The organism is Janthinobacterium sp. GW821-FHT03C08, assembly GCF_059420905.1.
In genome coordinates, this window is record NZ_JBWKUP010000019.1 from 1 (window position 1) to 13,839 (window position 13,839).

At 62.5% G+C, this 13,839-nt stretch carries 14 protein-coding genes; 11 read left to right on the forward strand and 3 right to left on the reverse strand.

What is annotated here, in order from left to right; translation table 11 throughout:
* The 10 genes from AC07VL_RS23440 to AC07VL_RS23485 form a co-directional block, all read left to right on the forward strand.
* On the forward strand, positions 1-233 hold a 233-nt coding region (locus tag AC07VL_RS23440), incomplete at its 5' end, for a hypothetical protein (protein WP_494807977.1).
* Between the two features lie 86 nt (positions 234-319).
* Complete coding sequence (locus AC07VL_RS23445) at positions 320-1,840, forward strand: B12-binding domain-containing radical SAM protein (protein ID WP_494807978.1); 1,521 nt, start codon at positions 320-322, stop codon at positions 1,838-1,840.
* Positions 1,841-1,897: 57 nt separating this feature from the next.
* Positions 1,898-3,031 (forward strand): MlaE family ABC transporter permease, encoded by a 1,134-nt coding sequence (locus AC07VL_RS23450; protein ID WP_494807979.1) that lies wholly within the window; start codon positions 1,898-1,900, stop codon positions 3,029-3,031.
* Positions 3,031-3,924 carry an ABC transporter ATP-binding protein gene (locus tag AC07VL_RS23455; protein ID WP_494807980.1) on the forward strand — a complete coding sequence of 298 codons (894 nt, stop codon included), beginning with the start codon at positions 3,031-3,033 and terminating at the stop codon, positions 3,922-3,924. Before AC07VL_RS23450 ends, AC07VL_RS23455 begins: the two co-directional genes overlap by 1 nt.
* Positions 3,924-4,883 carry an MlaD family protein gene (locus tag AC07VL_RS23460; RefSeq protein WP_290602450.1) on the forward strand — a complete coding sequence of 320 codons (960 nt, stop codon included), beginning with the start codon at positions 3,924-3,926 and terminating at the stop codon, positions 4,881-4,883. Before AC07VL_RS23455 ends, AC07VL_RS23460 begins: the two co-directional genes overlap by 1 nt.
* A 12-nt stretch (positions 4,884-4,895) precedes the next feature.
* The gene (locus AC07VL_RS23465) at positions 4,896-5,513 is read left to right on the forward strand and encodes an ABC-type transport auxiliary lipoprotein family protein (RefSeq protein ID WP_494807981.1); all 618 of its coding nucleotides are present in this window, start codon (positions 4,896-4,898) and stop codon (positions 5,511-5,513) included.
* Positions 5,510-6,691: a VanZ family protein gene (locus AC07VL_RS23470; RefSeq protein WP_494807982.1), complete on the forward strand. Its 1,182-nt coding sequence runs from the start codon at positions 5,510-5,512 to the stop codon at positions 6,689-6,691. The genes AC07VL_RS23465 and AC07VL_RS23470 overlap by 4 nt, the downstream gene beginning before the upstream one ends.
* Positions 6,692-6,731: 40 nt before the next feature.
* Positions 6,732-7,049 carry a (2Fe-2S) ferredoxin domain-containing protein gene (locus AC07VL_RS23475; RefSeq protein ID WP_034781335.1) on the forward strand — a complete coding sequence of 106 codons (318 nt, stop codon included), beginning with the start codon at positions 6,732-6,734 and terminating at the stop codon, positions 7,047-7,049.
* A 35-nt stretch (positions 7,050-7,084) separates the two neighbouring features.
* Entirely contained in the window at positions 7,085-7,738 is a 654-nt protein-coding gene (locus AC07VL_RS23480) for an alpha/beta hydrolase (RefSeq protein ID WP_494807983.1), read from the forward strand.
* Positions 7,739-7,851: 113 nt separating this feature from the next.
* Positions 7,852-8,997, forward strand: coding sequence for a D-alanyl-D-alanine carboxypeptidase family protein (locus AC07VL_RS23485; protein WP_290602469.1), 1,146 nt, complete (start codon positions 7,852-7,854; stop codon positions 8,995-8,997).
* 71 nt (positions 8,998-9,068) lie between these two features.
* Here AC07VL_RS23485 and AC07VL_RS23490 read toward each other — a convergent pair whose 3' ends face one another.
* The 3 genes from AC07VL_RS23490 to AC07VL_RS23500 are packed head-to-tail and all read right to left on the reverse strand — an operon-like array spanning position 9,069 to position 13,015.
* Positions 9,069-10,475: a cytochrome c gene (locus AC07VL_RS23490; RefSeq protein ID WP_494807984.1), complete on the reverse strand. Its 1,407-nt coding sequence runs from the start codon at positions 10,473-10,475 to the stop codon at positions 9,069-9,071.
* A gap of 14 nt (positions 10,476-10,489) precedes the next feature.
* Complete coding sequence (locus AC07VL_RS23495; protein WP_494807985.1) at positions 10,490-12,277, reverse strand: GMC family oxidoreductase; 1,788 nt, start codon at positions 12,275-12,277, stop codon at positions 10,490-10,492.
* Between the two features lie 45 nt (positions 12,278-12,322).
* Positions 12,323-13,015: a gluconate 2-dehydrogenase subunit 3 family protein gene (locus AC07VL_RS23500; RefSeq protein ID WP_494807986.1), complete on the reverse strand. Its 693-nt coding sequence runs from the start codon at positions 13,013-13,015 to the stop codon at positions 12,323-12,325.
* Between the two features lie 225 nt (positions 13,016-13,240).
* Here AC07VL_RS23500 and AC07VL_RS23505 point away from each other — a divergent pair, with 225 nt between their 5' ends.
* On the forward strand, positions 13,241-13,804 hold the full coding sequence (locus tag AC07VL_RS23505) for a TetR/AcrR family transcriptional regulator (protein WP_494807987.1): 564 nt from the start codon (positions 13,241-13,243) through the stop codon (positions 13,802-13,804).
* Positions 13,805-13,839: the final 35 nt, after the last annotated feature.

Below are 13,839 nucleotides of genomic sequence, written 5' to 3' on the forward strand. Positions count from 1 at the left end.
GACGCTGCACTGCATCAAATGTCCACACTTATCGACTGTTAATTGTTAAAGAACGGTATTCGGTACTGCTTATTTGCTACTCTCGCGCTATCGACAAAGCGTTGTGTTTGTCAGCTGCGAAGAAGGAAGAGTATGAAGCATTTCGCCACGTCCGTCAACTCCTTCTTTTTTCCGTTTCCGGCGCCCTTTGTTTCGCTAAAACCGCTGCGTCTCATTGGGGAGGCGAACTATAGCCAAATCCGTGCTACTAAGCAAGCTTTATCCCGATAAATCGTCGTGCGCAGCGTAAAATGGCTGTTTTCCCCGAATCGCACCCGTCATGACCATCCTGCTCTCCACCCTGAACGCCCGCTATACCCACGCTTCCCTGGGCTTGCGCTATCTGCTGGCCAATATGGGACCGCTGCAGGCACAGACGCGGCTGCAGGAATTCGTCATCGGCACCAAGACGACGGAACTGGTCGAACGCATCCTGATCAACAAGCCCCGTATCATCGGTTTTGGCGTGTATATATGGAACGTCGAGGAAACGACGAAACTGGTGGCCATGCTCAAGCGCGTGGCGCCCGAGGTCGTCATCGTGCTGGGCGGGCCGGAAGTGTCGCATGAGGCGGGCGAGCAGGAGATCGTCAAGTTGGCCGACTACCTGATCACGGGCTGGGGCGACGTCACCTTCCCCAAGCTGTGCGGCGAGATCCTCCACGGCCCCAAGCCGCTGATGAAGATCCACGCGGGCGTGCAGGCGCCGCTGGCGGAACTGCAGTTGCCCTACTCTTTATATACGGATGACGATATCCGCCACCGCACGATCTACGTGGAAGCGTCGCGCGGCTGCCCGTTCAAGTGCGAATTCTGCCTGTCCGCGCTGGACAAGACGGCCTGGCCATTTGCCCTGGAAAATTTCCTGGCAGAAATGGAATCCTTGCATGCGCGCGGCGCCCGCCTGTTCAAGTTCGTCGACCGCACCTTCAATCTGAACATCAAGACCAGCCTGAAGATCATGCAGTTCTTCCTGGATAAGATCGAGGCCAATCCCAACGATCCCATCTATGCCCACTTCGAGCTGGTGCCCGACCACCTGCCCGACGCCTTGAAGGAAGGCATCAGCAAGTTCCCGCCCGGCGCGCTGCAGTTCGAAATCGGCATCCAGAGTTTCAATCCCGACGTGCAATCGCTGGTGAGCCGCAAGCAGGATAATCAAAAGGCGGCCGATAATATCCGCTGGCTGTGCGAAGAATCAAACGCCCACTTGCATGTGGACTTGATCGCCGGTTTGCCGGGCGAGGATGAAGCGAGCTTTGCGGCCGGCTTCAACAAGCTGGTGGCCCTGAAACCGCATGAAATCCAGTTCGGCATCCTGAAACGGCTGCGCGGCACGCCCATCATCCGCCACACGGAAAATTTCGGCATGGTGTTCGACCCGCACCCGCCCTACACCATCCTGGCCAATAAACAGCTCGATTTCATGAGCATGCAGCGCCTCGTGCGCTTCGCCCGCTACTGGGACCTGGTGGCCAACTCGGGCCGCTTCGCCAATACGGTGCAATGGATGCTCGGCGATGCGCCATTTGAAAACTTCATGGACTTTTCGAACTGGCTGTACGCGCACACGGACGCCACCCACCGCATCGCCATGGAGCGGCTGGCCAAGCTGGTGGCGCAATGGCTGCAGACGCGCGGCATGAGCGCGGCGCAAGCCAACGCCCTCGTCGCCAGCGACTATGCGGGCGGCGCGCAGGCGACCGCGCACGCCAAGCCGGCCGAAGCGGGCACGGGCAGCGCCAAGGTACGCCCGGACATCGCCCTGCCGCAGCGGCAGGCGCGCCACCTGGCATCCTGACAGGCCGGCGATCGAACAGCGGTGGCGGTCTGCGCCATTCTCCCTTAAACTGGCACGATGCCGACTGTACAATCGCCGAAACTGACCCTCTCCCAGACCAGCTCCCAACAGGGAGCCGTCGTCACTGCCAGCGGCACCTGGCAGGTGCATGCGCTGGCGCATGACAATGCCATCAAGGCCATCGAGGCCCAGCTCAAGCCCCTGCAGGGCGGCGCCAATGTCCACTGGGACTTGTCAGCCATCGACAGCATGGACCATATCGGCGCCCAGCTGTTCTGGAATGCCTGGGGCAAGCGGCGCCCCGCGCAGCTGACCCTGGCACCGTCGCTGGAAGAGTTTTTCCGGCGCATCGAAGCAACGGGGCCGCTGGAAACGCCGCCTTCGCGCGCCAACCGCCTCACGCCCGTGATGAAGCTGGGCATGGCCATTTTGCTGTTTTTCGAACACTTGAAGGGCTTTATTGCCCTGGTCGGCCAGGTGACGCAGGATATCGGCCGCTTTGCGCGCCATCCCATGCGCGGGCCATGGCGCGAAATTTCCGCCAATATCTTCCATGCGGGCTTCCAGGCGCTGGGCATCACGGCCCTCGTCGGCTTTCTGATCGGCGTCGTGCTCTCCTATCTGTCGGCGCAGCAGCTGCGCGCCTTTGGCGGCGACATCTACCTGGTCAACCTGCTGGGCATGAGCGTGATCCGCGAACTGGGGCCGCTGTTGGCCGCCATCCTCGTAGCGGGCCGCTCCGGCTCGTCCATCACGGCCCAGCTGGGCGTCATGCGCGTCACGGAAGAGCTCGACGCCATGCTGGTGATGGGCATTTCGCACGGCTTCCGCCTGATCATGCCGAAAGTACTGGCCCTGGCCATTTCCATGCCCCTGCTCGTCATCTGGACGGATACGGCCGCCTTGATCGGCGGCATGGTGGCAGCCAAGGTGGAATTGAATCTGTCGGCGCGCTACTTCATCCAGAAGCTGCCCGACGCCGTGCCGCTGGCCAACTACATGATCGGCCTGGGCAAGGGCGCCATCTTCGGCATGCTGATCGCCCTCGTCTCCTGCCACTTCGGCCTGCGCATCAAGGCCAATACGGAAAGCCTGGGGCGCGGCACCACCACCGCCGTCGTCACGGCCATCACCGTGGTGATCCTGGCCGACGCCGTGTTCGCTATCGTCTTCAATGGAGTGGGATATTGATGGCGGACAACGATATCGCTTGCGGCACCGGCAAGGAAGGCCAGTTCAACCTGCACGGCAGCGCGCCCGTGGTGGAAATCACCAACCTGTGGACCAAGTTCGGCCGCACCGTCGTGCACCAGGACTTGAACCTGGAAATCGAGCGGGGCGAGATTCTCTCCATCGTGGGCGGCTCCGGCACGGGCAAGACGGTGCTGCTGCGCCAGATGCTGGGCCTGGAACATCCGGCGCGGGGCTGCGTAAAAGTCTTCGGCGAAGATATCAACCAGGCCAGTTCCGACCAGTTGCAGCAATTGCGCAACCACTGGGGCATGCTGTTCCAGCAAGGCGCCCTGTATTCGGCGCTGACCGTCTTCGACAACGTGGCCCAGCCCATGCGCGAATTGCGCGTGCTGCCTGAAGTGCTGATCCACGACGCGGTATTATTGAAGATGAACATGGTGGGACTGGGCCCGGAACATGCGCTGAAGATGCCGTCGGACCTGTCGGGCGGCATGATCAAGCGCGTGGCCCTGGCGCGCGCCCTGGCGCTGGAGCCGAAGCTGCTGTTCCTCGACGAACCGACGGCCGGCCTGGACCCGGACCTGTCGGAAAGTTTCGTGTCCCTGATCCAGTCGCTGCACCGCGAGCTGGGTTTGACGGTGGTGATGGTCACGCATGACCTCGACACCTTGTTCGCCCTGTCCACGCGCATCGCCGTGCTGGCGGAAAAACACGTAATCGCCATCGGCCCCACGCGCGAGGTGATCGAAGTGGACCACCCGTTCATCAAGCAATTTTTCCTCGGCGACCGCGGCAAGCGCGCACTGGCCGTCCTGGACGAGAAACAGGCGGCAGCCACGGCCGCGCAGCCAGGCGACGGCGCCGGCACTGACAAGAAAGCGGAAACGTAATGGAAAACAGATCACATGCCCTGATGACGGGATTTTTTACACTCACCCTGCTGGTGGCCGCCATCCTGTTCGGCGTCTGGTTCAACCGCGACCGCGTGGAGCGGGTGCCGTATTTACTCGCCACCACCCTGTCCGTGCCGGGCCTCAATCCGCAGGCGACCGTGCGCTACCGGGGCCTGGAAGTGGGCAAGGTGGACGCCATCGATTTCGACACGCAAAAGGCGGGGCAAATCCTCGTGCACATCAGCGTGGCGCCCGATACCCCCGTCACGAATACCACCTTTGCCACCCTGGGCTACCAGGGCGTGACGGGCATCGCCTACATCCAGCTCGACGACGAGCACGTGGGTTCCAAGCTGCTGGGTACCAGCAAGGACAAGCCGTCGCTGATCCCCCTGCGCGCCGGCTTGCTGGACCAGCTGGAAAAACGGGGCAAGCGCATCCTCGACCAGGCCGAACAGATCACCAACAAGGTCAACAATCTGCTCAGCCCGGAAAACCAGGCGGCCATGCTGGGCGCCTTCAATGAAGTGGGCAAGGCGGCCAAGGCCTTTGGCGCCATTCCGCAGCAGCTGGAACCGACCCTGACGCAATTGCCGCAACTGACGGAACAGACGCGGCAAACCTTGACGGCCGTCAGCACGGCCAGCAAGAACGTATCGGACTTGACGGCCACGTGGAAAAAACTCGGCAACGACATCCAGGCGCCCGGCGGCGTGCTCGACAAGGTCAATGGCACCGTCGACAAGGTCGGCAGCTCGGTGGAAACGGTGGCCAATGGCGTGTCGCTGGAAGTCTTGCCGCAGGTAATCGAGCTGAGCGGCGAGGCGCGCTCCTCGATGCGCGCCCTGAAAACCACCATGAGCACGCTCAATGAACAGCCGCAGAGCATCCTGTTCGGCGCCCCAGACATTCCGCCCGGCCCGGGCGAGCCCGGTTTTTCGGCGCCGGGCAAATAAGGAGAACGCACCATGCAACTTCCACGCAACGTCACCCTGCTGGCCCTGGCCGGCGCTTTCCTGCTGGGCGGCTGCGCCAGCCGCGGCCCCGTGCCCACGTTCTATGATTTCGGCCCGGCCGCGCCGCAGGCAGCGGCAGTCCCAGCGGCCGCACCCGCCGTGCCCGTGCTGGTGATCGCCGACGCCAACGGCCCCTCTTGGCTGGACAGCCAGCGCATGTATTACCGGCTGCTGTACGCCGACGCGCAGCAATCGCGGCCCTACGCCTACAACCGCTGGAACACGCCGCCGCTGCAACTCTTAAGCCAGCGCCTGAAGACGCGCGTGGCGCAAAGCGGCGTGAAAGTGCTGTCGACCACGGACGCGGCCGCCGGCATCCCGCTGCTGCGCATCGACGTCGATGATTTTTCGCAAGCGTTTGACACGCAGACGCAAAGCAGCGGCCATGTGTCGCTGCGCGCCTCGCTGTTCCGCGGCCACCGCCTGATCGACCAGAAAACCTTCAGCCGCAGCGGACCGGCCGGCAGCGCCGACGCGCAAGGGGGCGCGCAGGCGCTGGCCGCGGCATCGGATGCCATCGCCGCCGACCTGCTCACCTGGCTGGGCACGCTGACCATTCCGAAAGAATGACCGAGCCCGCACCTTCCGCCAGCCCGGCGGCGCCGCCCGCCCGTTCCTCGCCCGTTTCGCGCGCGACCCTGCTCGCCTACGTCTTCCTGATCGTCTACGCCAGCTGGTTCCCGTTCACGGGCTGGCACAGCAATGGCCTGTCGCCGCTGACCTTCCTGGAAAACACGCGCATGCCCCGTTACTGGACGGGCTTCGATGTCGGCGTGAATATCGTCGGCTACATCCCGCTGGGCGCGCTGATCGTGTATTCGCTGTTTCCCAGGATCACGGGTTTCCTGGCCATCGTCATCGCCACCCTGTGCGGCGTGTTCATTTCCGGCAGCATGGAAGCCGTGCAAACCTATCTGCCCAGCCGCGTTTCCTCGAATCTCGACTTCTATACGAATTCGGCCGGCTGCTGCATCGGTTCCATCATCGGCGCCTTGACGGCGCGCAAGCTGCTCGACCACAGCCACTTGCTGCGCCTGCGCCAGCGCTGGTTTGCCCAGCATGCGAGCCAGGGCCTGGTGCTGGTGGCCCTGTGGCCGCTGGCACAGATCTATCCGCAAGGCTATCTGTTCGGCCTGGGCCAGCTGCTGCCCATCCTGTCGGACTGGCTGTCCAGCCTGATGGGCATGGAAATCGACCTGGCATCCTATTTGCGCCCTGACACGATATTGACAGTTGAGCAATATTGGCTATCGGAAACCATCATCACGGCCTGCGGCATGACGGGTGCCGTGCTCACCTTGCTGTGCCTGCTGCGCCGCGCCGCGCCGCGCGCCATCTTGATGCTGACGCTGATCGCCGCCGCCCTGATCGTGCGCTCGATGGCCAGCGCGCTGCTGTTTTCCCCGCAAAACGCCTTCGTCTGGATCACCCCGGGCGCCCAGGGCGGCTTCCTGATCGGCCTGATCATGCTGGGCGGCCTGGCCTTCGCGCCCCACGTGGCGCAGCGCCGCATCGCGGCCGCCACCTTGCTGCTGAGCCTGGTGATAGTGAATACGACGCCGATCAACCCATACTTCATGTCAACCCTGCAAGGCTGGGTGCAAGGCAAGTTCCTGAACTTTAATGGCGCGGCGCAATTCCTGGCCCTACTGTGGCCTTTCATGGCCCTGTGGTTCCTGTGCCTGCCCTCGCACCGCCTGAACCGGCAGGACGACGTGCAGCGCCAGCGTCGCGAAGACCACCCATAAGCGCTATCATGGCGCATTGATGAATCAGCAGGAGATCAGTATGAGCGACGCACCGTATTTTGAACGCCACGTTTTTTTCTGCATGAACAAACGTGAAGACGGCCGCAACAGCTGCGGCGACCATGGCGCGGAAGCGGCGCAAAAGCATTGCAAGCGCCGCATCAAGGAGCTGGACATGAATGGCGCGGGCAAGATCCGCATCAACCAGGCCGGCTGCATGGACCGTTGCGAGGAAGGCCCGCTGCTGGTGATTTACCCGGAAGCAACCTGGTACACCTACGTCGACACCAGCGATATCGATGAAATCATCGATACGCACCTGGTGGGCGGCAAGATCGTCGAACGCCTGAAGATTTAATGCCAATTTAAGAGAATGCCACCAGTATGAGCATCATGAACAGAAATTCGGAAAAATTTACCCTCGCCGGCCATGCGGGCAGCATGGAAGGCTTGCTCGATTTCCCGGCAGACACCCCGCGCGGCATCGCCCTCGTTGCCCATCCGCACCCGCTGTACGGCGGCACGATGGACAACAAGGTCACGCAAACCCTGGCGCGCGCCTTTGTCGCCCTCGGCTACGTAGTGGCGCGCATCAACTTCCGCGGCGTGGGCGCCTCGGAAGGCGTGCATGACAATGGCGTGGGCGAAACGGACGACATGCAATTGCTGTACGAACACATGGTCGGCCTGTACCCGGGCTTGCCCGTGGCCCTGTCCGGCTTCTCGTTCGGCACCTTCGTGCAATCGAAGCTGCAGGAACGCCTGGCCGCCGCCGGCACGCCCGTCGAGCGCCTGGCGCTGATCGGCAGCGCGGCCGGCAAATGGGCCATGGCCGACATTCCGGCCGACACGATCTTGATCCACGGCGAACTGGACGACACGATTCCCCTGTCCGCCGTCTTCGACTGGGCCCGTCCGCAAGACATCCCCGTGATCGTGATCCCCGGCGCCGACCACTTTTTCCACCGCAAGCTCAACCACATCAAGAACCTCGTGATTGCGCTGTGGCATGGTGACAAACCCGCAATAGCAGCAGATGATCATTGAAGTGTGGGCTTACTACCGCCTGCACGGCTATAATTGATCCGTTTTTTCCACGCGGCCATGTCAGTAGCAACAACATGGCCCTCAGCCTTCATCTTTTTCGCAGACCAGCCTCCATGAAAAAACTTTTAGCGGCACTGGCCTCCAGTGTATTTTTCCTATCCGCCGCCTTCGCGCAAACCGTTCCCGCGCCGACCATCGCCGCCAAGTCCTGGCTGCTGCTCGACGCCACCAGTGGCCAGATCATTGCTTCGCAAGATCCGGACGCCCGCATCGAGCCGGCATCGCTGACCAAGATCATGACGGCCTACCTGACGTTTGCCGCCATCCGCGAAAAGAAACTGGCGCTGGACCAGAAAGTGAACGTGTCCGTGCGCGCATGGAAAGTCGATTCGAGCAGCTCGAAGATGTTCATCGACCCGGCCACGCCCGTGTCGATCGACGACTTGCTGCATGGCTTGATGATTCAGTCGGGTAACGATGCCGCCGTGGCACTGGCCGAAGCCGTTGCCGGCGATGAAGGCACGTTCGTCGTGCTGATGAACCGCGAAGCCCAGCGCATGGGCCTGAAAAACACCCGTTTTGCCAATCCACATGGCTTGCCTAGCCCGGAAAACTATTCCACGGCGCAAGACCTGTCCGTGCTGGCCCAGCGCGTGATCGCCGACTATCCGGAATTCTACAAAATCGATTCCATCAAGAGTTTTACTTACAACAAGATTACCCAGCCTAACCGCAACCGCCTGCTGTGGCTGGACCCCACCGTCGATGGCATGAAGACGGGCCACACGGAAGCGGCCGGCTATTGCATGATCGCCTCGGCACGCCGTCCGGGCGGTACGGGCGAGCGCCGTTTGATCTCCGTGGTGCTGGGCACCACGTCCGACCAGTCGCGCACGCAGGAAAGCCAGAAGCTGCTGAACTGGGGCTTCCAGAACTTCGATACGGTCAAGCTGTACTCGAAGGGCCAGGCCGTAGCCACGCCGGAAGTGTGGAAAGGCTCGAAAGGCACCGTGAAAATCGGTTTCGCCCGCGACGTGCTCGTCACCGTCCCCAAAGGCACGGCGGCGAAGATGAAGCCGGTGCTGGAACGCAAGGACCCGCTGGTCGCGCCGCTGGCTGAAAACGCCCCGGTCGGCAAGCTGAAAATGATGGTGGACGACAAGGTCCTGCTGGAACTGCCCGTCGTGGCCCTGGAGCCGATCAACCAGGCAACCATCTTTGGCCGCGCCTGGGATTCGATGCGTCTGTGGATGAAATAAGCCGTCAGCCTTCCCCATAAAAAATGCCCGCAGATGCTGCGGGCATTTTTTTGGCCTTGCGCTACGTCAACTTACTTCAGCGGCGCATCCTTCAGGTGCGGTGCGCGCGGCACGGGCGGGAAGGTGCCGTGGCGGCCGGCGGCAAACGTCGCTTCCGTCTGCGATGGCGCCACCGGCACCGAGACCTTGCGCACCTTGGCCACCTGCGCCGCCGTCACGGGCGCGCCGCGGTTGCCCCAGCTGGTCTGGATGAAGCTCACCACCTGCGCAGTCTGTTCATCGGTGAAGATATCGGCATACGGTGCCATCGTCAGCGCCGACGGCGCCGTGCGCGTGGCCGGCACGGCGCCGCCCGACAGCACGATGTTGATGGCCGACGTAGGGTCGTTCGTCTGCAGCACGGCGTTGCCGGCCAGCGCAGGGAACGCCTTGTCGTAGCCCTTGCCGTCGGAACGGTGGCAACCGGCGCAGCGGTCCAGGTACAGCTGGGCACCCGTGGAATTGACGATGCCGCTGAACAATTGCTTGCCCAGCTTGTCGTCCGCCACGAAGGCGGGCGTGGCCGGGTTCGATGGCGGCAGGGACTTCAGGTACTTCGCCATGGCCGCCAGGTCGCCATCCGTCATGTGCTGCATGGAATGGGCCACCACGTCGTTCATGGCGCCGAACGACGCCGTATGGCTGTTGCGGCCCGTCTTCAGGAATTCGACAATATCGTTCGTGCTCCAGCGCGCCAGTCCGCCGCCATGTTCATTGCGCAGCGAGGGCACGGACCAGCCGTCGATCACGCCGCCGCCCGCCAGGAAGGTGGTGTTGCCCGCGTCCGTCAGCGACTTTTCCTGCATGCCCACGCCGCGCGCCGTGTGGCAGGCACCGCAGTGGCCCAGGCCCTGCACCAGGTAGGCGCCGCGCAGCAGTTGCGCATCGCCCGTCGCCGGCGTTTTATATGGCTGCGGCGTGGGAGCAAAGGCCCAGCGCCAGATGGTCAGCGGGAAGCGCATCGACAATGGCCACGGAATGTCGGCCGCCTTGTTCGGCGTCGGGTCCGCCTTCACGCCATGCATGAAGTAGGCGTACAGGGCCTGCATGTCCGCCTCGCTCAGGCGCGAATACGAGGGATACGGCATGGCCGGATACACGGTGTAGCCGTGTTTCGTCACGCCGGTGCGCATCAGCTTGTCGAAATCGGCAAAGCTCCAGTCGCCGATGCCGGCTTTTTTATCGGGCGTGATATTGGTGGAATACACCTTGCCGATCGGCGTTTCCATGCCCAGGCCGCCCGCAAACGGCTTGCCCTGCGTGCCGGCCGTATGGCAGGCGATGCAGTCGCCGGCGCGGGCCAGGTATTCGCCCTGGCGTATCAGCTGGGCGTTCGGGACGGTGGCGGCGGGCGCGGTGGCGGACCAGGCGGCGCCGGGGGTACTGGCGGCGAGCGCCAGCAGCAGCGCGCCCACTGTATGGGTGAATGTGTTGTTCATCTTCTTGTTCTTTATCAAGCGACCAGGGGACGGGGATCTTGCAGGTATTGCTCGCGGATGGCCTTGGCCGACCAGTAGGTCAGCGCGCAGGCCAGGCCCGTCGGGTTGTAGCCGATGCCGACCGGGAACACGCTGGAACCGACGGCAAACACGTTGTGCACGTCCCAGCTCTGCAGGTAGCGGTTGACGACGCTGGTCTTGCGGTCCGCGCCCATGGCCGTGCCGCCCGCCCAGTGGGTGGTCTGGTAGTTGCGCAGATCGAGGTGGTCGCCCACGCTCTTGACGGACACCTTGATCGCTTCCGGATTCATGGCTTCGGCCACCTTCATCATCTTGTCCGTGACGAAACGGCTCATCTTGATGTCGTTTTCCTTCCAGTCGAAGGTAAAGCGCAGCAATTGCTGGCCATACTTGTCCGTGTAGGTCGGGTCGAGGTCGACATAGCAGTCGCGGTAAGTCATGTTGGCGCCATGGCAATCGAAGGAGACCGTGTTCAGGTAGCTCTTCTTGACGGCCTTTTTCCAGGCAGAACCCCAGGCGGGCGTGCCGTCCGGCGTGGCGATGCCCGAGATCGGCTTCGAGCCGGCCGGGTTGCACCAGGCGGGCGAGCCACCCACGAAGCCCAGCGGGCCATGGTCGAAGTTGTCGCCATTCCAGTCATCGAGCGCGACGCCGGTGCCGCCGGCGCCGATGAAGGGGTTCGTGTTCGTATCTTCCTTGAAGAAGGTCTGGATGGTGGACATCATCTGGTAGGCGATGTTGCGTCCCACCACGCCCTCGTTGCTGACGGGGTCGTACGGCTTGCCGATGCCCGACAGCAGGAACAGGTGTGCGTTGTTGTAGGCAAAGGCGCTGGCGATGACCAGGTCCGCCGGTTGCTCGACGGCCTTGCCATCCGCATTGATGTAGGTCACGCCCGTCGCGCGCTTCTTGCTGCCGTCGAGGTTGATGCGCACGACGTTGCAATTGGCGCGCAGCTCAAAGTTGGCCACCATGCGCAGGGCCGGCATGATATTGACGTTGGGCGAAGCCTTGGAATAGTTGTAGCAGGCGTAGCCGGAGCAGAAGCCGCAGAAGTTGCACGGTCCCATCTGGCAGCCATACGGATTCGTGTACGGGCCGGAGGCGTTCGACGAGGCGTTGACGAAAGGGTGGTAGCCAACGGCCTTGGCCGCGCGGCGGAACAATTCCGCCGTGTACGGCACTTTCTGCGGCGCCAGCGCGTAATTGTCGGAGCGGTCGCCTTCGAACACATTGCCGTCGCCGACGACGATGCCGTTGACCTTGTAGGCTTGGCCCGAGGTGCCGAAAACTTTCTCGACGAAATCGAAGTGCGGCTCCAGCTCGGCGTAGGTCACGCCGAAGTCCTGGATCGTCATGCCTTCGGGGATGAATTTCTTGCCATAGCGGCGTTCGTAGTGGCTGCGGATCTGCAGTTCTTCCGGCAGGACGCGCCAGTGCATGCCCGACCAGTGCAAGCCCGCGCCGCCCACGCCCGTGCCCGGCTTGAAGGCGCCGATCTGGCGGTAGGGCACGGCAACGCCCGTGATGCTGTGGCGGAAGGTGAACGTGCTCTTCGACATGTCCTGGAACAGCTTGGTGCGCTGGATATAGGTCAGCTCGTCGAGGGTCTTCGGATAGGCGCCGTCGGGATAGGTGTCGCGGTACTCGCCGCGTTCCAGCGCGACCACGTTCAGGCCCGCTTCCGTCAATTCCTTGGCCATGATGGCGCCGGTCCAGCCGAAGCCGACAATCACGGCATCGACAGGCTTCATTTTTACATCGGGTTTGATATCACTCATGATGGTTTTTCTTTTTCTTTGATCGGGTACTAAAAGTTTGACGCTTTACGCGATGGATACTGGAGGTAAGGGGTATTTCTTGCCGTACTGCTCGACCCAGTCCATGTAGTCGGCGCGCGCGCCAGGGAATCCGACCATCTTCCAGGCCAGCATGTCCTTGTTGCCACCGTGCACGGGGTCGCAAAAGTATCCTTCGCGCGTGTTCTGCAGCAGCTGGTTGAAGAAGACCTTGGCCGGCACTGCGCCGATGTCCAACGTTCCCTTTTGCAATTGCGTGATGACGGCATCGCGCTCGGCCGCGGCCAGCTGCACGAAAGGCTTGCCCGACTGTTTCTGCACGGCCGCGTTCACGCCGGCCAGGGCGCTCTTGTACAGCTCGCGCGGTGCCATGTGGAACTGGTAGCCGAACTGTTCGATCGACGGCACGAACGGTCCCTGCATGTACCACAGCGCGCCGTAGGCGTAAGGCGTGTTCATCTGCAAATCGATGAATTCATGGGCGCCCGCTTCCAGCGCACCCGGGCCTTCGCCATCGGCGGGGATCAGGCGGTCGACGAGCGCCGTCAGGGTGGCCCATTCGGTGGTGTCGAAAAAGCGCGGTTTGTAGGCAGGCTGGTCCTTGGAGACGGCCATGGCCAGTCCGCCGCCGGCACCGGCCAGCAAGGCCACGGCAGGTGCGGCACCGACGGCCTTGCGCAAGAAATTACGCCGATGGGGCGAAATCCCGATGGTTTTCATAGGTTTTCCTCAGGCGGCACGAGCCGCCACAATGATGGATGGGGGAAGAGCAATGCGGGCAAGCGCCGCTGAGCGTGCAGATTTCACGTGGGATAGGCCAGGGTATCGCAGCGCTCATCCATCTGCCTCTTGGTTAGTTGACCAACATGATTGACAAGCGCTTGTTTTGCATTTACGGTGCGCATCGTACCATAATTAAAAGAAACATTCAGAGACAGGCTTAACGTGATTAAAAAAGAGGCGCCGGCGCGTGGCCGCCCGCGCAAGGCGGGCGTGGAAGATGCCGTGCTGGAAGCGATCGTCATGCTGGTCCGGCAACATGGACTGGAAGCGGTAACCATACAGATGGTGGCCGACGCGGCCGGCGTGGGACGCCAGACGATTTACCGGCGCTGGCCGCGCCGCGAAGAAATGCTGCTCGACGCGCTCGTCAAGCGCACGGCGGAAAAGCTGCAGCGTGCCCTCGACATGCCGGAAGGCCAGGAAATCGAGGCGATCTGTGCGCGCATCTTCGACAACCTGAACGCCGATGGCCGCTTCACCTGCGATCTGCTGGTGCTAATCCACAATGATACGGCGGCGCAACTGCGTTTTCGCGAACAGATCGTCGCTCCGTGGATCGCCCTGGTGGTGCAGCGCCTGGTCAAGATCGGCGTGCGTCCCGAGCTCGACCTGCGCCTGTTTGCCTTCATGCTGCAATCGGCGCTCGTCTACCAGATGCAGCTGGGCGGCGTGCTCGACGACGCCCTGCAGGAACGCTGCTGCCGCTTCATACGCAGCATGCTGTAGCTGGATATAATCATGACAATGATCCCCTCCCCACC